General features: G+C 38.3%; 19 protein-coding genes. 9 read left to right on the top strand and 10 right to left on the bottom strand.

The features are described from left to right. Window positions 1–16 precede the first annotated feature (16 nt). Both ABIB40_RS02400 and ABIB40_RS02395 read left to right on the top strand, forming a co-directional pair. Window positions 17–1,198: a formimidoylglutamase gene (locus ABIB40_RS02400; RefSeq protein WP_354356329.1), complete on the top strand. Its 1,182-nt coding sequence runs from the start codon at window positions 17–19 to the stop codon at window positions 1,196–1,198. Window positions 1,199–1,267: 69 nt separating this feature from the next. Then, complete coding sequence (locus tag ABIB40_RS02395; RefSeq protein ID WP_354355600.1) at window positions 1,268–2,413, top strand: redoxin domain-containing protein; 1,146 nt, start codon at window positions 1,268–1,270, stop codon at window positions 2,411–2,413. A 413-nt stretch (window positions 2,414–2,826) separates the two neighbouring features. Here the strand turns inward: ABIB40_RS02395 and purD are convergent, their stop codons facing one another. The 6 genes from purD to dcd all read right to left on the bottom strand — a co-directional run bounded on the left by purD (window position 2,827) and on the right by dcd (window position 10,203). Next, window positions 2,827–4,098: a phosphoribosylamine--glycine ligase gene (gene purD / locus ABIB40_RS02390; RefSeq protein WP_354355598.1), complete on the bottom strand. Its 1,272-nt coding sequence runs from the start codon at window positions 4,096–4,098 to the stop codon at window positions 2,827–2,829. Window positions 4,099–4,228: 130 nt separating this feature from the next. Further along, the gene (locus ABIB40_RS02385; protein WP_354355596.1) at window positions 4,229–5,104 is read right to left on the bottom strand and encodes an SDR family oxidoreductase; all 876 of its coding nucleotides are present in this window, start codon (window positions 5,102–5,104) and stop codon (window positions 4,229–4,231) included. A 62-nt stretch (window positions 5,105–5,166) separates the two neighbouring features. Continuing rightward, window positions 5,167–5,928, bottom strand: coding sequence for an enoyl-CoA hydratase/isomerase family protein (locus ABIB40_RS02380; RefSeq protein ID WP_354355594.1), 762 nt, complete (start codon window positions 5,926–5,928; stop codon window positions 5,167–5,169). A 5-nt stretch (window positions 5,929–5,933) separates the two neighbouring features. Then, entirely contained in the window at window positions 5,934–8,624 is a 2,691-nt protein-coding gene (locus ABIB40_RS02375; RefSeq protein WP_354355592.1) for a TonB-dependent receptor, read from the bottom strand. Window positions 8,625–9,071: 447 nt separating this feature from the next. Further along, entirely contained in the window at window positions 9,072–9,491 is a 420-nt protein-coding gene (locus tag ABIB40_RS02370; protein WP_354355590.1) for a GxxExxY protein, read from the bottom strand. A 175-nt stretch (window positions 9,492–9,666) separates the two neighbouring features. Continuing rightward, window positions 9,667–10,203, bottom strand: a complete 537-nt coding sequence (dcd, locus tag ABIB40_RS02365; protein ID WP_354355588.1) for a dCTP deaminase — start codon at window positions 10,201–10,203, stop codon at window positions 9,667–9,669. A 52-nt stretch (window positions 10,204–10,255) separates the two neighbouring features. Here dcd and ABIB40_RS02360 point away from each other — a divergent pair, with 52 nt between their 5' ends. The 5 genes from ABIB40_RS02360 (at window position 10,256) to ABIB40_RS02340 (ending at window position 13,346) form a co-directional block, all read left to right on the top strand. Further along, on the top strand, window positions 10,256–10,927 hold the full coding sequence (locus ABIB40_RS02360) for a 4'-phosphopantetheinyl transferase family protein (protein WP_354355586.1): 672 nt from the start codon (window positions 10,256–10,258) through the stop codon (window positions 10,925–10,927). After that, entirely contained in the window at window positions 10,927–11,664 is a 738-nt protein-coding gene (lipB, locus tag ABIB40_RS02355) for a lipoyl(octanoyl) transferase LipB (RefSeq protein WP_502931049.1), read from the top strand. The genes ABIB40_RS02360 and lipB overlap by 1 nt, the downstream gene beginning before the upstream one ends. 48 nt (window positions 11,665–11,712) lie before the next feature. After that, window positions 11,713–12,426 carry an SGNH/GDSL hydrolase family protein gene (locus tag ABIB40_RS02350; protein ID WP_354355582.1) on the top strand — a complete coding sequence of 238 codons (714 nt, stop codon included), beginning with the start codon at window positions 11,713–11,715 and terminating at the stop codon, window positions 12,424–12,426. 66 nt (window positions 12,427–12,492) lie between these two features. Further along, window positions 12,493–13,014 carry a DUF5684 domain-containing protein gene (locus ABIB40_RS02345; protein WP_354355580.1) on the top strand — a complete coding sequence of 174 codons (522 nt, stop codon included), beginning with the start codon at window positions 12,493–12,495 and terminating at the stop codon, window positions 13,012–13,014. A 5-nt stretch (window positions 13,015–13,019) separates the two neighbouring features. Then, on the top strand, window positions 13,020–13,346 hold the full coding sequence (locus ABIB40_RS02340; RefSeq protein WP_354355578.1) for a DUF2752 domain-containing protein: 327 nt from the start codon (window positions 13,020–13,022) through the stop codon (window positions 13,344–13,346). Window positions 13,347–13,622: 276 nt separating this feature from the next. Here the strand turns inward: ABIB40_RS02340 and ABIB40_RS02335 are convergent, their stop codons facing one another. From ABIB40_RS02335 to ABIB40_RS02325, 3 genes are all read right to left on the bottom strand, one after another. Next, window positions 13,623–14,366, bottom strand: coding sequence for an RDD family protein (locus ABIB40_RS02335; protein WP_354355576.1), 744 nt, complete (start codon window positions 14,364–14,366; stop codon window positions 13,623–13,625). Between the two features lie 78 nt (window positions 14,367–14,444). Beyond that, a complete protein-coding gene (locus ABIB40_RS02330) occupies window positions 14,445–15,005 on the bottom strand; it encodes a tetratricopeptide repeat protein (protein WP_354355574.1) in 561 nt (186 codons plus the stop codon). Window positions 15,006–15,019: 14 nt separating this feature from the next. Continuing rightward, window positions 15,020–15,295, bottom strand: coding sequence for a hypothetical protein (locus tag ABIB40_RS02325; RefSeq protein ID WP_354355572.1), 276 nt, complete (start codon window positions 15,293–15,295; stop codon window positions 15,020–15,022). Window positions 15,296–15,485: 190 nt separating this feature from the next. On the opposite strand from ABIB40_RS02325, the gene ABIB40_RS02320 reads away from it, so the two are divergent. Both ABIB40_RS02320 and ABIB40_RS02315 read left to right on the top strand, forming a co-directional pair. After that, the gene (locus ABIB40_RS02320) at window positions 15,486–15,815 is read left to right on the top strand and encodes a type II toxin-antitoxin system HigB family toxin (RefSeq protein ID WP_354355570.1); all 330 of its coding nucleotides are present in this window, start codon (window positions 15,486–15,488) and stop codon (window positions 15,813–15,815) included. A 2-nt stretch (window positions 15,816–15,817) separates the two neighbouring features. Then, window positions 15,818–16,174 (top strand): helix-turn-helix domain-containing protein, encoded by a 357-nt coding sequence (locus tag ABIB40_RS02315; protein WP_354355568.1) that lies wholly within the window; start codon window positions 15,818–15,820, stop codon window positions 16,172–16,174. Between the two features lie 331 nt (window positions 16,175–16,505). Here ABIB40_RS02315 and ABIB40_RS02310 read toward each other — a convergent pair whose 3' ends face one another. Next, window positions 16,506–16,787, bottom strand: a complete 282-nt coding sequence (locus ABIB40_RS02310; RefSeq protein ID WP_354355566.1) for a hypothetical protein — start codon at window positions 16,785–16,787, stop codon at window positions 16,506–16,508. Window positions 16,788–16,916: the final 129 nt, after the last annotated feature.

The following is a 16,916-nucleotide window of genomic DNA, read 5'->3' as shown; positions in this document are numbered from 1 at the left end:
CGATAGTTTTAGAAATATGTCATTAAAGGATTTTTTTACTCCCGTAACCCCGAATACATTTACCCCAAAAAGCGGCTTTTTAACGTCTCAAATGGGTAGCAAAGCCGATATTTTTATCGATACATTTCCAGATGTAGAAGACAAGCATTTTGATATTGCCTTGTTTGGCGTGCAAGATGGACGAAAAGCTGTTAACAACGAGGGTTGTGCATTTGCGCCAGATTATTTTAGAGCGCAGTTTTATCTCTTAAACGAGGGTGCTTTTGAAAGCAAAATAGCAGATTTAGGTAATATAAAAGCTGGCGCAACGGTTGCCGATACATACATTGCTGTAAAAACAATTGTAGCCGAATTGGTGAAGAACAAGATCATCCCTGTAATTATTGGGGGTGGCCAAGACTTAACTTATGCGCAGTATTTAGGATACGAAGGATTGGAACAGAAAGTAGATTTGGTTGTAGTAGACAATCAGTTCGATATGAATGAAGACGGCGAAGATGGTATTGTTACCCGTTCTGACTGTTATTTAAACAAGATTTTTCTCCACCAGCCCAACTACCTTTTTAATTTTAGCAACCTGGGTTATCAAACTTTTTTTGTAAATCAAGAGAGCCTATCGGTGATGGAAAAATTATATTTCGATGCCCACAGATTGGGTGATTTTTCGCAGAACATTGCTTTGGCAGAACCGGTTATAAGAAATGCAAACTTGGTAAGTTTTGATATGGGCGCCATTAGATCGGCAGATGCTGTAGCAAATGCAAACGCAACGCCAAATGGCTTCGACGGCGAAAAAGCTTGCAGAATTGCACGCTACGCAGGAATTAATGATAAACTTACCTCTATTGGTTTTTATGAATTTAATCCTGCTTATGATAATAACGGACAAACTGCTTTGTTGCTGGCGCAGATGGTCTGGTATTTTATCGATGGTTTTTACGCACGAAAAAGAGATTTTCCACTTACTCCAAAATCTCAATTTATCATTTACCGCACGAGTTTAAAAGACGCTGCCGGAGAAATGGTGTTTGTGAAAAGCAAAAAATCTGACAGGTGGTGGATGCAAGTTCCATATCCTCCCGGGCCAACAAAAAACGAGCGTTATCACTTAATACCGTGCAAATACGACGATTATCAGCAAGCAATTAATGGCGAAATGCCCGACTTATGGTGGCGCACCTATCAAAAGCTAACATAATTTTACACAGCAACCATCGTTTAAAAGTTAACTATTTTTATATTTGATTAACAATTTTTAAAAAACCGGATGAAAAAATTATTAATTTCTGCGATGGCGTTGTTGCCAATTGCAGCTTTGGCACAAAAGCCATATACCGTTAACGGAAACGTTAAAAACCTTAAAACAGGCGATAAAGTTTATCTAATTTACAATGCGGCTGGCACCAATATTACCGATAGCGCCATGGTAAACAATGGCAGCTTTACGTTTAAAGGAACGTTAGAAAAACCTGTAAGAGGCAACTTGTTTTTAAACACAAACCCTTATGTTAATAGGCCTGCACAAGGTGTTGTATTAGATTTTTTACCCTTATATGTAGAACCAGGAGTGTTAAAAGTTACAGCTAGCGATTCATTAAAGAATGCTGTGATTTCTGGGTCGCCACTAAATGTAGACAACAAAAAACTAGAAGAAATTTCAAAGCCTGTTACCTCTCAATTAGAGGCGCTAAATAATGAGTATGCAAACCTTTCTGACTCGTTGAAAAAAGACCCTAAAACGATGGAAGATATACAAAGTCGGTACGAAAAAGCTGCGACCGGTTTGCCTCCAATTGTTTACACGTTTGTTAAGAACAATCCAAATTCATTTGTTAGTTTATCTTCTTTAATGCAGTTGGCCAGTGATCCCGATCAAGCTGTAGAAGCCCAAAAAGCTTTTAACCTGTTAAGCCCCGCGCTTAAAGAAACTACTGAAGGTAAGAAACTGAAACAAACTTTTGATGCCGCATCAAAAACTGCCGTAGGCGTAATGGCAATGAATTTTACACAAAATGATGTAAATGGAAAACCCGTTTCCTTGGCTGATTTTAAAGGAAAATATGTGCTGTTAGATTTTTGGGCATCGTGGTGTGGCCCTTGCAGACAAGAAAACCCTAATGTGGTAGCTGCTTACAATAAATACAAAGCAAAAGGCTTTACGGTTTTAGGCGTTTCTTTAGACCAACCTGGCAAAAAAGATGCTTGGCTTAAGGCCATTGCAGACGATAAATTAGAGTGGACTCAGGTATCTGATCTAAAATTTTGGAACAATGATGTTGCAGTAATGTACGGTGTACGTTCTATCCCAGCTAACTTCTTGATTGACCCAACAGGCAAAATTATTGGAAAAGGATTGAGGGGCGAGGCTTTAGAAAGTAAACTTGCAGAATTATTTGATTCTAAATCTAAGTAAACAAGATTTTATATTATCACAAAGGCCCGAGGTTTTGAAACCTCGGGCCTTTTATTTTGCGTTAGTAACCTGAGCTCGCTAATAAAATAATCTAAAAGATTCTGCGAACGGGATTACTTTCCCAAAGAAGTCGGGACAAGGAGTGCCTCTAAAGGACGTTGCGGTGTACAAAGCAATCTCAGGCTTGTAATATACTGGCCTAATATATTTGGCGCCAGCTTGTAATCCGTTATTCATGTAAGAATATTCTAGCGCACAGCGTCTCGCTTGTGCTTAAAACCACATATAGAAGCCCAATTCATTTTAATGAGCTGGGCTTCTATATGTTATAATCTACGTATTCTTTGTCTGTGTTGGTGTCTCTGACTGGTTAAAAATTGGAAACGTTTATATTTACAAAACTATTAGCATTCTTAAATCAAATCGAAACCAATGTCTTCTCTAAAAAACTTACCATCGAAATAAATGCGACCTGCATCTGCAGTAGCTGCTTGTAAGGCAAAAAACAGATCGTCTTGTAAACTTGTAATGGCTATAACCCTGCCACCGTTACTCTTAACTACCTCATTATCTAATAAAGTACCTGCATGAAAAGCATAGGATTGGCGTAAATTCTCTATTCCCGAAATCACTTTACCTTTTTCATACGCTCCAGGATAACCGCCGGCAACAATCATAATGGTTGCCGCAGTCTTTTCACTTACCTTTAATTTAAAATTGTTAAGGTCTTTATTTACCGCGCTTAGAAAAAGCTCCACAAGATCGCTCTCGATTCTAGGAATAACACTTTCTGTTTCTGGATCGCCCATACGTGCGTTGTATTCAATTAAGAAAGGTTCTTCGCCAACCTTAATTAAACCGAAAAATATAAAACCAGTATAATCTATTCCTTCTTTTTTAAGACCATTTATGGTTGGCTTAATAATTCTTTCCTCAACTTTCGCTAAAAAAACATCGTCTGCAAATGATATTGGCGATACAGAGCCCATTCCGCCAGTATTCGGACCTGTATCTGCCAATCCAATTTTTTTATAATCCTTGGCCTCAGGCAACACCACATAATGTGCTCCATCGGTTAAAATAAACACCGATAGTTCTATTCCATCTAAAAATTCTTCTACCACTACGGTAGCTCCCGCAGCGCCAAATTTGCCACCGAGCATTAATTTTAACTCTTCTTGAGCTGAAGCAACATCACTACAAATAACCACGCCTTTTCCTGCCGCCAAGCCATCAGCTTTCAACACAATTGGTAATGCATGCGCAGATAGGTAGGCTAAACCCTCCTGAAGCTCTTTGGCTGTAAAAGACTTAGAAGCCGCAGCGGGTATGCCGTGGCGCTCCATAAATTGTTTAGAAAAATCTTTGCTTCCTTCTAGCATGGCACCTTCTTTTTTCGGGCCAATAACTGGAATGTGTGCAATGGACTTATCGGCCAGAAAAAAATCATGTATACCGTTTACCAAGGGCTCTTCTGGTCCCACAACCACTAAACCAATATTCTCTGCGATCACAAGTTTGCGTACCGCATCAAAATCGTTTATTCCAATGCAAATATTAGTTCCATATTTGCCTGTACCACCATTGCCTGGGGCAATTATTAATTTATCGCAATGCGAAGACTGGCTAATTTTCCATGCAAAAGCGCTCTCTCTTCCCCCAGAGCCTAAAATTAAGATGTTCATGGTGCAAATATAATGGTTTTGGAGATTAGATGGCTAGGCGTTTCGCCGTTTAGTCGTGAGGAGAGTGTCAGAAGTCAAAATCAAGCGCCCCCGTAACCCTAGCTCAAAAATCTAAAATCGTAAGTCGAATTTACTTCGCACTTCGGGTCATTTGCTCTAGCATATCCCACATTTCTGCAGGAATTGCTTCTAAACCATTCATCTGTCCAGCACCCTGCAACCATTCGCCCCCATCTATCGTAATCACTTCGCCATTGATGTAGCCAGAAAAATCACTCACTAAAAAAGCAGCTAAGTTTGCTAATTCTTGGTGTTCGCCAACTCGCTTTAGCGGCACACGGTTTTTGAAATCGAATTTCTTTGCCAAATCGCCGGGCAACAACCGTTCCCATGCACCTTTAGTTGGAAAAGGTCCAGGTGCAATGGCATTTGTTCTGATTTGATGTTTCCCCCATTCTACAGCCAAAGAACGGGTAAGCGCCAGAACGCCACCCTTTGCACAAGCCGAAGGCACCACATACGCAGAACCGGTAAAAGCGTAGGTGGTTATAATATTTAACACTGTTGCGGCTTGTTTCTCTTTTATCCAATGTTTGCCGAAAGCTAACGTGCAGTTTACGGTACCTTTTAGCACAATATCTATAATGGTAGAAAAAGCATTTGCAGACAATCGCTCGGTTGGCGAGATGAAATTACCAGCTGCATTATTTAAAAGGACATCTACTTTTCCAAATCTTTCTAACGTTTTAGCAAGCAACTGATCTACCTGTGCGGGGTCTCTTACATCGCAGGCAACAGCAAGCACATTGCCTCCCGTCTTCTCTTCCATTTCTCCAGCAGTTCTGACCAATACATCCAATTTTCTACTGGTGATAACCAAATTGGCTCCTAACTTTAAAAAATAAACGCCCATTGCCTTCCCTAAGCCTGTGCCACCGCCAGTTATAACAATTGTTTTACCTCTTAAAGCGTCATCGCGGAGCATGGGTTGACTAAAGTTTGACATGATATTTGGTTTAGAAAAAAGATGTTTAAATATGCACTTTTGCTCTAAGCTTAACTTGCTGTTTACTTTCTTTTCAGATTATCAATAATGGTTTTTAAAAGCGCTCTTGTAGCGGGCGCCCACCATTGAGCCATCATTCTATCTAAAAATGCTGATTGTGTTTCTTCAAAAGATTTAATTAAATCTTTTCTGATGGCCAGCTTAGTCTGTTGCCAAGTATTGCTCTCTAATTCCACAAATTTTTTCATCTTGCGCTCTGCAATTGTTAACAAACTATCGCCATTTACCAACTCATCTACCAGCCCAATGGCCAAGGCTTCTTGTGGATTGTACAATGTACCTTGAAGCAAACTACGAGCAGCTTGAGCACAACCTAGCCAAAAAGCATAGAGGTTAAAAATGTTATTTGGTACGATGATTCCCACTGGCACCTCATTTAAACCAATAATAAAAGGCCCGTCGGCCATAATTCTGTAATCGGCGGCCAAAGCCATCACACAGCCGCCGGCCAGTGCATGTCCGCTAATAGCTGCAACCAAGGGTTTTTTAAAACTCACCAAATTGGTAGCGAACTGCAAGAAAACAATCCAGAAATTTTTTACCTGCTCTTCGTTATAGTCGTAAAGTTCTATTAGGTCAAGGCCAGCAGAAAAGAACGGAGCGTTACCAGTTAAAATAACACCAGCTATTGCATCGTCATTTTTTATATTGTTAAACATATCATCTAACTCGGCAATCATAGCATGATTTAAGGCATTAGACTTACCTCGACTTAATGTAACCGTTGCGATATGGTCTTTTACACTTACCTTTATAAATTCCATATCTTTTATTTTACGTCGTATGTATATACTTTCCTACCCAGTTGCCCAACAGCGTCTATACCTTCTATAACAACCCTATAATTCCCAGGTTCGCTGGCATTGTAAAAATCAAAGCTAGCACCTTTTTCTTTTTGGGCAACTACCTGCGGATTCCAATAAATGGTGGAACGCAAATCTACTTTAGGGCTTTTTGCCGGATCGTTATATTTCGGTGAGTAGAACTCGCGCGCAATGTAGAAACCTTTTGGGCTGAGCGACACTACGCCAGGCGCATATCGGTCGTAGTTTCCGCCGCCGCCGCCTCGTTTTGTGGTTATTAAAATCATACCACCCCCGCCTTCACTGCCGTATAATGAAGTGTATGAAATACTTTTTAGAACCTCTACCGATTCGACATCGCTTGCGGAAATACCATCTAGAAAATCTGGGTCTGTTTGCACACCATCTACCCTAATACCCATTGGAGTATTTGGACTACGAGTGGAGTAGGGAATATTTCCTCTAAAAATAACGCCTTGTAGTTTGCTCTGTAAACAAATTACAAGCGTTGGACAGGTGCCAAGTTGATCTGCGCCAAGCACAAAATCTGCATTGCCCGGGCCATTTAGATTAGAAGAATTTTTTGCGATGTTTTTTTTCTGAACAATAGTTACTTCTGCCAATTGGATGGTTCTATCTACTAAACCCAATCGCACCATTTCATTAAGATATTGATCGTTGCCTTTAATGTATTTCATCAATATATCATTCACGTTTACTTCAACGTCGGCACTGTTTTTGTTTTTTGTAACTAATTGCAAAGGCGCAGGATCTACTTCTATATTTACGTATTTTCTATCCTTAGCGGTACGCGCTTGCACTACAAACTTTGTGCTGTCGATATAAGCCAAGTTATCAAACACAAACTTTCCTTCGGCGTTAGTAACCGTATCTAAAATAAACTGCGTGCCTTTGGTAGATAGTAGCATAACATGACCTCCAACCACAGGTTTTTTACCGTTGGTTATTGTTCCGCTAATGGTTAAAGAAGATTCTGGTTTAAAGGTTAGTACAGGCGGAAGAGTGTTAAGCACGTTTTTCCAAGTAAATCTTCTATATCCTTGGGTAAGCATTAGGTTGTCTAAATCTTCGTTTGTTTGTCCATCATCTTTTAAGAAATAATAATTAGGATTTTCTACATACCCGGCCAAATCTGAGGTAAGTAACATAGTTGCTAAAATATTGCTCTCATTATCTACATCGGGCACTACTTTACTTGCATTTGTAACTGAAACAGAAAAACTTCCAATAATGGGCTTTTGACCGTGTTTGGCAGTAAACTCAAATGTCGATTTCCCTTTAACTGATTTAGAAATTTTTGCAGTATTTAAATCAATGTCTATCAAACGTTCTTTACTTTTTATAAACACCAACCGTTCTGCAATTAACTCATCGGCTGCAGAAAACAACGTAAATTGAACAATGCCAGAAAGCAATTTAGTTTTTGGGATGGTGGCCGACAATACTTGTTTGTCCATTTTGGCCTTTGAAACATACAGCAGGTTTCCTGCCTGTTGTGCTACAATCTTCAATTCTTCCCCAGAAACTTTGTCAGCGGTAGCAAATATTTTTAGATATACATTGCTACTATCGGCGGTATTAAGTTTTAGCGCATACCCGCTTTTTTGTGTAAGGGGCAATTTAAATGCTTTGGTAGAGCCATCTTTAAACTTAATTTTAGAGGTATAGGCAAGATCTGGTAAGGAGGTTAAAATAAAACTACCCATACCAAGGCTATCTGTAACAAAACCAGTTACTTCTTGGCCTGCGGCATCTAAAATTTGCCCGTTTACCGCCTCGCCACGCCCTGATGAGTTTACTGCTTTTAGGGCAATTCTAGTTGGAATACCTTCTAAAAACGTGCCTCCTTCTGGCATAAACTGTACATCTACCTGCCTAGACGTAGAGGTAATTGGAATGACTTTGGTTACCTCGTCTTTATTAGGCAGCTTTAGAGTTGCAGTTATTTTGCCGTTGCTGGAAGAAGTTGCTTGCCCACTTGTAAAATCTATATCAACATCGCCATTTGTATCTGTCTTTGCCTTACCTTTTTTTACATTTTTATAATCTATATTTACCTGATAGCTAACATCATTTTGGATATACGGCAGGCCATTTTTATCTTCGAAATGAATTTTTGCCTTGGTTTTGTCTATCCCATCTACAGTTGTATAGCTGTAATCGGTTTTTGTAAATACTTTGTTTGTCCAGCTGTTGCCTATTTTTATGGTTTTATCAAAAAAGAAATCGCTGCCAAAATTACGCATATAATTGGTATAGGCGCGTAGGCGATAATTGCCTTCTTTCAAAGAATCTGTCAATTTAAAATCGCCCCATGTAATTCCCCCTCCTAGTGGCAACTTCAATTTTGTGGTAATGGAATCTTTTTCATTGATCAGCTCTACATATAAAATGCCGCTTATGGTAGATGGAGCTTGGGTTTTGGTGTTTACCACGTATCCTTTAAACCAAATGTCATCGCCCACCGCATAATAAGGTTTATCTAATTGAAGGTAAACTTTCTCTTGAGGATATTTTGAAGAATAATCTTCTAATTTTTTTAGAATGGCAGCAAATGGATCATCATCTACTTTGAAAGCGATAACACTTGCTAGTAGTGCAAAAAACCCGAGAAACAACATTAATTTATTTTTCATAGAAAATGGATAAGGATTTAAACCGCGTTAATTTACAAAACATTGTTTAACCCTGCTATTTTGTAGCTATAATATTGTTTAATTTTTATTTATTATTCTTTCTATCGAGATAAAAAAGCAACGCAGGCAACAAATGAATGTACTATCCATGCGTTGAACTATTGTTTATGTGTATGATGAGTCATAAGTTTTTTATAATCCCATAGTAGTGGCTATAAAATCTACTGGGCTGGTGACGCAATGAAATGAGTTGGCCAACACCTTCGAATATTTACAAATATATTTCAGCGGCAAGAGGGTTGAGAAAACTTTCCGCTGAAATTGAAAGAATTCCGTATTGGCTCTAAAAGTTGTCCTTCAAACAAATCTGTAATAGATTTAAATAGCTTGTTGTTGATAATTCAGATTGTATTAACATGTTGACTTCATCTGTCTGAATTAAGATTTTTAAGATGTTTTGATTTGAGGATTTTTTTGAATATAACCCTTATTATCAGGATGGTTTACATTGTACACGCGTTTGAACTCTAAGCTTTTTGCACCAAAATTTATTAATAAGCCAATTGGCAAATTATAAGCTTGACAATAATTCATAGCTTGAGCCAAATGAACATCTTCTAATTTTATCAGTGCTTTTAACTCTAGCATTATAATATCTGCTACAAAAAAATCCACCCTTCTTGTGCCAATATCAACGCCCTCGTATAGAATGGTCATCTCCATTTCTCTTTGAAATCCTAACCCTTGTTTTTCCATTTCAATAGCCAAGGCACGCTGATAAATAACTTCTTGGAATCCATTCCCTAAAGTCGAATGAACTTTCATGGCACAGCCAATTATTTTATGTGTTAAATCTTCGTGTTCCATAATCTTACCTTCTTTTAATCCTAAAAATCATAATTCAGACTAAGCGCTAACGATGGCAATGACATACTTTTTTTGGCTTTTCTGGCAAAAAAAAAGATATAATGGACAGCGTGTAAAAGCGCCCAAATTATTTTAAAAGTGATAAAGTTTTCATCTCCTAGGGAATTGCATCTCCTTAAAACTCATTCTTCCACATCATGCTTTCCACAGGTCGGGTGGTTTTATTGTTGTATTTGGCGTTGTCTTTTTTATTATATGGGGTTGCAATCTCTCCATCTACGGCAAAGTAAATAAGTTGGCCGATGGGCATGCCGTGATAGATTTTTACCGGTTGGGCAACTGAGATTTCTAAGGTCCAAGTGTTGCAAAAGCCAACATCACCTTTACCAGCAGTGGCATGAATATCTATACCCAACCGCCCAGTGCTGCTTTTTCCCTCTAAAAAAGGTACGTGTCTATGCGTTTCGGTATATTCTAATGTAACACCTAGGTACAAAGTACCGGGATGCAGCACATAACCATCTTTCGGAATCTCAAAATGTTCTATTTCGTTCTTCGTTTTTGCATCTAGCACTCTGCTCTTATAAGTTGCCAAATATTTACCCAAGTGCACATCGTAAGAATTTGTACCTAAACAACTTATATCAAAAGGCTCGATGATAATGCTTCCTTTTTCAATCTCCTCTAAAATGCCCTTGTCTGATAATATCATTTTTATAGTTATTTTTGCCTAAATTATTAATTTTTAGATTAATTCTTCGACAATGCCCATCGTATTTAACAAAAATATAGGTAACGAAGCCCAGCTTGGTCTTTGGAAAATTGAGGAAAGCGAACAGGAACTTTTTGCTGGTCTACAATTAAAACAACATGAGTTAGACCGCATTGCTTCTTTTAACAATGGCAAACGACTAATTCATTGGCTTAGTACCAGGATGCTCTTACGCGTAATGCTAAACACGCCCGATTATATAGATTGCCGCTTTGACCAACATGGCAAACCATATTTAGAAAACTTTAATTACAACATTTCTTTAAGCCATTCTTACGATTATGCTGCGGTTTTGCTAAGCAAAAACTACGAAGTGGGAATAGACGTAGAAATGATAAAGCATAAAATAAAGGTAATTAAGCATAAATTTTTAAACGACCTAGAACTGGCCCAAAAACAAATTGGAAATAATACCGACGGCCTTTATGTTTGTTGGTGCGCAAAAGAAGCCATTTTTAAATGGCAGGGGAAAGCGGGACTAAGTTTCAAAGACCACATTCACATTCAGCCCTTTAAATTAAAAGACCAAGGAAGCCTACGAGCGCTGGTAGATCTGCCAACAGGTTTAGAAGAGTTAACGGTTAATTACCTGAAAACAACAGATGGCTACATGATTGGCTACGTGGCACAAAACTTAAAACCACAAAGTGTAGTGATGGCATGATGCAGGACGAAGAAAATAACATCAAATTTAAGCAGCTCAGCAATATTCAGCCCGTACATTTTAAAGATTGGGGCAATATAGCCTACCAACAGGCTTGGGACAAACAAGAAGAGTTGTTAAACAAAACGGTAGCGATTAAAACGCAAAACCGCCAAAACGGAACCCAGCTTCCCACTCCAAATCATTTAGTTTTTTGTGAACACCCACATGTTTACACGCTTGGCAAAAGCGGCCGTGAGGATAATTTGCTGTTAAATGAGCAAGCGTTGAAGGATAAGCATGCTACTTTTTTTAAAATAAACCGAGGTGGCGACATTACTTACCACGGCCCAGGGCAACTGGTTGGCTACCCTATTTTAGACCTAGATAATTTTTTTACAGACATCCACCTATATCTTCGTACACTGGAAGAAGCCATTATTTTAACCTTAAAAGAATATGGCATAACCGCTGGCCGCTACCCTGGCTTTACAGGTGTTTGGCTAGATGCCGACAACGAAAAAGCGAGAAAAATTTGTGCCATGGGTGTTCGTTGCAGCAGGTGGGTAACCATGCATGGTTTTGCATTTAATGTAAATGTAGACTTAGATTATTTTAAGAACATTGTTCCCTGTGGGATAGATGATAAGGCCGTTACCTCTTTACAAAAAGAACTAGGCCATGCCATGGATATGGAAGAAGTAAAAGAAAAACTTAAGAAGCATATTGCATCATTGTTTAACATGCAGCTTTTATAGCTCATCTTTTGGCAAAACTATCCGGGCAAATTTTGCGTAAATTTAGGCATGAAGATTTTTATAGCGGCCATTCTCTTACTCGGCTTAAATTTTTCTTGCTCTAAGGCGCAGAAGACAAATAAACAAGCAGCCGCAAAACCAACAAATATGGATAAAGGCATTACTTATTTAGCACTTGGCGATTCGTACACCATCGGAGAATCTGTATCGGCAGAAGATTCCTATCCATACCAGATAAAAAAACTGCTTAATGATGCAAAGATACCTGTAGAAAAACCAAAAATAATTGCAACCACCGGCTGGACCACAACAGATTTGCTTGGCGCTATAGCCACAGAAAAACCAGCAAGCAACTACAGTTTTGTTACCTTACTTATTGGCGTAAACAACCAATATCGAGGTTACGACCTATCTCTTTATCAAAAAGAATTTACAACCTTGCTACATAAAGCAATAAGTTTTGCCAATGGCGATAAAAGCAGGGTATTCGTCATTTCTATACCCGATTGGGGAATTACACCTTTTGCAAAAACTGATGGCAGAGGTGCGTACCAAATTGGAAAAGAAATAGATAACTACAACGCCTTTGCACAAGAAATTACTTTGGCTGCAGGTGTAAGTTTTACCAACATAACGCCTGCTTCTAAAAACGCAGCAACGGACTCTACGTTGCTTGCTAAAGATGGCCTACACCCAAGCGGCAAAATGTATGCAGCATGGGCTGAGGCTGTTGTGCCGAAAATTATTAATAGCTTAAATTAAAGAAAATTTGCTTTGTAATTTTAAAGTCTTATTTTAGCCCAAACTAAAAACTAGAATTTAAAAATTATGGAAGATTATGGATCGAGCGGCGCTGCGGCAGGAATTGGTGCGGGCGTAGTTATTTTTTACCTGATAGTATGGGTTGCCTTAGTTGCCGGAATGTGGAAAACATTTGAAAAAGCAGGTAAACCTGGCTGGGCTGCCATCATTCCGATTTACAACGTAATTATCTTGTTAGAAATTATTGGCAAACCGATGATCTGGTTGCTTTGGATACTACTCCCTTGCGTAAATTTTGTTTTTGGCATTTGGGCTCTCAACCTATTAAGCAAGAGTTTTGGCAAGAGCGAAGGCTTTACTGCTGGATTAGTGTTGCTTTCGTTTATTTTCTTTCCAATACTGGGTTTCGGAGATGCCAAATATTTAGGCCCATCTGCAGCCGAGGCAAACATGGGTGGGAACAACCAATTTGGTGCTGGGAATATGAACAACCCGTTTAACAATACAAACAATCCGTTTAACAAACCAAACGATCCATTCAATAAGCCGAAGGATCCAATGGATCCAACAAATCCACCCGCGGTTTAAATTTGGTGAGTATCTCAATACAATGGCTTTGCAGCTCAATCAATTTTATTGGTTGGCTGCAAAGCCATTTATTATCCTGCCCATTTAAAGCTTTAACGGGCATAGACTGTCCTGGCTGTGGTTTCCAACGGTCTGTTATTGCCTTGTGTGAAGGGCATTTTTTAGAAAGTTGGTTCTTATATCCCGCTACTCTTCCGCTTATATTGCTTTTCGGTTACGCCGGCTACCGCACTAAGTTTCCTGTAAAAAATGATGCTCTTTTTTTGCGGGTTTTGATGCTTTTTGTAGGCAACTTTATTTTGATTTGTTACGTTTATAAAATGGTGGGATAGCCGAATTTCGTTTCCATAATGAACATCACGGCGAGGAAGGTGCAATAGGCGTTTAAAATCCCGAAATTTAGAATACGTGCGGTCGTCACTTTGAGGAACGAAAAGTCTCACAACTAGGACTTATCAAACCAAGCGGCCTATGCGTGTGAGATGTTCCCTGCGTCAACATGATTGTTCTTTATAAGTCTAAAGTCCGTTGTACTTTGCAAAAAGGAAAGTTGCGCAACAGACAACTTACCGTCTCCACAAATTATCATCTCCTCCTCTTACCCCAACCTATTTGTCCACCGCACTGGTAAGGTGATTATAATCTTTTAACACCGTTTCTAAAAACTGTAATTCGTTCATTCCCTGTGGCATTGTAGCGGCAATATGTACTTTTGTTTTTTCGGCCATGCTATAAATTAAATCGGCATGGCCGGTTTTATAAAAGCCCATTAATACTTCCTGTACAAGCGCCGCTTGTGCGTCATTTAAATGAATCGCCTCTGGAAAAACCGGCTGATAGTCTTCTGGAAGTATGGCACTAAAGGCAATATTGCCTATGGCAGTTCTTGGTTTGGTCTTAATAACAATGGTTTTTGCAATCATATCTCCAATACGCTGGTGTTTTTCTGTAAACGCCACAGCCAACACAGCAACCACACCAAATCCAAAAACAATGCTAAAATCTATAATCCTGAACAACCACCTTAACAAATATTGGCTAAGCGTAGGCTGGCTGCCCGTTAAGCTAATTACCCTAATTTTCATAATCTTTTTCCCTACTGATTGCCCATTCATGGTTAATTCACACACCAGGTCGTAGAAAATAAACACCACCAAAAAGCCAATCATTATTACGTAGAACCCGACAGAAGAATGGGTAAACGCAGCAACACCAAATAAGATGATAGAAATGATATATAAGACTAAAAACCCCGCAAGGTCTATTAATCGCGCCAAAACACGCTCTCCCAAACCTGCAACTTCATATTCTATATCTATATTTTGAGCGGTGCTAATTTTGATGGTTTCCATAACCCAAACATAATTTTTTTAAATGAAAATTATGGAGTTGAGCTGAAAAAGTAGGCAGAAATTTTTCAACTCATTTTATCAATTGCCCAACTCCTTCCCCATCGCTTCTAGATTTGTAGCCAATTGATTAGGCGCAGATACCCACTTTGAAGCTTCCAATTTCCATTTGTTAAAATTGGTTTTATCGTTAGTTTTAAAATATTCGAAAGCTAGGTTGTAAGCTGTTTCTTGCAAAAACTTTGGGTTTGGACTCACTTCTCGCATCGTTTCATAGGTTTCTGCTGCTTTATCTAACTTTAAACCTTTGGTATATGCGTAAGCCAATTCCTTGTAAGTATAACTGTTTTTTGGGTTTTCTTTAACTGCCTTTTCCAAACAGGCCTCTGCTTCGCTAAATTTTCCTAATGCATTATAAGAAAATGCCTTTTCGGTTTGTAAACCAATATACTTTGGATCTATTTTTTCTACTCTTGATAGATACGTTAGCGCCTTTTCATATTGGTTCCAAGCATTGCACATAAATCCTCTTCTAAATAGAGTAGATGCACCATTTTCGTCTTTGCTGTAGGAGGATAGCCAATCTGGTATCTTCTGAATACCAAGTGATTTAAACTGCGACTCTGGAATCTCTGCGACCAAAGTTGGACTGGCTTCTAACCGAATTTTGTTACGCCTACTTTTGGATGCTCCACAGGCATTGTTCTAAGTAAATTTCCTTCATTATCAATTTCTAATTTGCCTTCGTAATTCAGGGTTAACCCGGCTACCGCGTCTAGGTAAACAAAGCCAAAGATGTATGTGCTATCTTTTGCCATCGGGTAAACAACACATTTATCTTCGCAATTTATTGGCAATACATTAAATGTTAAGGTGTTTTGAGCTTTTGCAGCTGAGGTTAAAAGCAAGAGTGCACAGAGTAGATTTTTCATAAAGCGTAGTATTTGGTTTTCAATATCAAATCTCGGTTAAACTGTTTTTGGCGTATTTTCCAATAATCTGATTGTTAAATATAAAAATAATCGAGACCGAAATAGGTAGAAAAGAAAGGATTTTTTAGCCAATCAAAAATGAGTATTTTGAAGGTTTGCATTTTGAAAACTTTTTAGGTACTTTTGATAAATGAAAATTCTTGTCAAAAGGACAATGCTGTTTTACATCCAAAAGTATCCGATCGCTAAAACACCCTTGTTGATCTGGTATAATGAGTTTACAGACCATAATTTTGATAATTTCAATCAGCTTAAAGGTGTTTACGGCAATGCAAGTATTTTGAATAATAACAGGGTAGTTTTCAATATTAAGGGAAACGATTTTAGATTGGTTGTTTCCATCAATTTTATCCAGACTGCCTGTTACATCATTTGGTTTGGAACACATAAAGACTATGATAAAATTGATGTAGAAAATATTAAATTCGACACCTCAATATTAAGTTTTAAAAGAATATAACGATGAATTGGAAAGTTTTAAAAACGGAATCAGATTACACTAAAGCTTCTATAAGATTAATGGAAATATTTCATGCTCAACCTGGCACGCCAGACCAAGATGAAATGGAAATGCTTATTGTTTTGATAAAAGATTTTGATGACAACCATTATCAGCTGCCAGAGGTAGATGCTTTAGAAGTAATTAAATACAAAATGCAAGAAATGAACGTGAAGCAAAAAGACTTGGAATCAATAATTGGGAGTAAGGGCCATGTTTCTGCAATACTCTCTGGAAAAAGAGAAATCACTTTAAAAATGGCAAAGCAGCTTACAAACTATTTTAATCTTCCTGCCGAGGTTTTTATTCACGGTATTTAAAACAACCAAACCATCTCACTTATACTTTAAACAATGAAAAGCAGGGAGCAAAAGTGTCTTAAACTTTTCCTTATCATCTGTTAAGTAAAAACAGTAGGCATCAGAAACATCATCTTTATGGATAGCTACAAGCATACAATATTTGTAGTCTTGCCCAAATTCTTTTCCCACTTCAACAAAATTAGTTGCGCCCCAACCTGCATTAAATTCTTTATTCTTTTTGAACTGCGTCTTTTTGAAACTGCTTACCTCCAGGCTTTCCCCTACCAGAAATATTCATTGAAATTGCCACGAAAGAAGCCGTGTACATACTGTTTGGATTTACGCCTAGCTAACCTAGTTTAATTTTTTCCTCTTCATATACTTTAAGCCTCTCATCTAAAGGGCGCAATGCAACTCGCAGCTCAAAGTTTTCGTCAACGTTCTTTATCGCATAATCGTAAAGCATTTGTTTGTTGGCTATAACCGGAATTTCTTTATAGCCCACGGGCATTTCAAAGCTTATTTTAGATTTTGCGAGCTTTTCCTTAAAGCTTAATTCCGCCTTATCAATTTCAAATGAAGTAAGGCCTAGGGTTAACAGTCCGAGCATTAATCCGGTAATTTTGTTCATATTTATCTGGTTAGGTTTACTTATCGAGTTTAAATATAAAAAATTCACCTAACTATGTCGCTGAATCTTTTTTCCGTTCCTGTTATTCTAAACAATGTTCTCAACCCTGTATGAGCGAAAAAGCATCGC

The sequence above is a fragment of the Pedobacter sp. UYP30 genome, assembly GCF_040547165.1.
Taxonomy (GTDB): Bacteria; Bacteroidota; Bacteroidia; order Sphingobacteriales; family Sphingobacteriaceae; genus Pedobacter.
This window is presented reverse-complemented; position numbering and strand designations above follow the sequence as displayed.

Bases quoted from the DNA above. Each gene is read 5' to 3' on its own strand.
- ABIB40_RS02400 (WP_354356329.1), top strand. From the start codon at position 17: ATGTCATTAAAGGATTTTTTTACTCCCGTAACCCCGAATACATTTACC.
- ABIB40_RS02395 (WP_354355600.1), top strand. From the start codon at position 1,268: ATGAAAAAATTATTAATTTCTGCGATGGCGTTGTTGCCAATTGCAGCT.
- purD (WP_354355598.1), bottom strand. From the start codon at position 4,098: ATGAACATCTTAATTTTAGGCTCTGGGGGAAGAGAGAGCGCTTTTGCA.
- ABIB40_RS02385 (WP_354355596.1), bottom strand. From the start codon at position 5,104: ATGTCAAACTTTAGTCAACCCATGCTCCGCGATGACGCTTTAAGAGGT.
- ABIB40_RS02380 (WP_354355594.1), bottom strand. From the start codon at position 5,928: ATGGAATTTATAAAGGTAAGTGTAAAAGACCATATCGCAACGGTTACA.
- ABIB40_RS02375 (WP_354355592.1), bottom strand. From the start codon at position 8,624: ATGAAAAATAAATTAATGTTGTTTCTCGGGTTTTTTGCACTACTAGCA.
- ABIB40_RS02370 (WP_354355590.1), bottom strand. From the start codon at position 9,491: ATGGAACACGAAGATTTAACACATAAAATAATTGGCTGTGCCATGAAA.
- dcd (WP_354355588.1), bottom strand. From the start codon at position 10,203: ATGATATTATCAGACAAGGGCATTTTAGAGGAGATTGAAAAAGGAAGC.
- ABIB40_RS02360 (WP_354355586.1), top strand. From the start codon at position 10,256: ATGCCCATCGTATTTAACAAAAATATAGGTAACGAAGCCCAGCTTGGT.
- lipB (WP_502931049.1), top strand. From the start codon at position 10,927: ATGCAGGACGAAGAAAATAACATCAAATTTAAGCAGCTCAGCAATATT.
- ABIB40_RS02350 (WP_354355582.1), top strand. From the start codon at position 11,713: ATGAAGATTTTTATAGCGGCCATTCTCTTACTCGGCTTAAATTTTTCT.
- ABIB40_RS02345 (WP_354355580.1), top strand. From the start codon at position 12,493: ATGGAAGATTATGGATCGAGCGGCGCTGCGGCAGGAATTGGTGCGGGC.
- ABIB40_RS02335 (WP_354355576.1), bottom strand. From the start codon at position 14,366: ATGGAAACCATCAAAATTAGCACCGCTCAAAATATAGATATAGAATAT.
- ABIB40_RS02325 (WP_354355572.1), bottom strand. From the start codon at position 15,295: ATGAAAAATCTACTCTGTGCACTCTTGCTTTTAACCTCAGCTGCAAAA.
- ABIB40_RS02320 (WP_354355570.1), top strand. From the start codon at position 15,486: ATGAAAATTCTTGTCAAAAGGACAATGCTGTTTTACATCCAAAAGTAT.
- ABIB40_RS02315 (WP_354355568.1), top strand. From the start codon at position 15,818: ATGAATTGGAAAGTTTTAAAAACGGAATCAGATTACACTAAAGCTTCT.
- ABIB40_RS02310 (WP_354355566.1), bottom strand. From the start codon at position 16,787: ATGAACAAAATTACCGGATTAATGCTCGGACTGTTAACCCTAGGCCTT.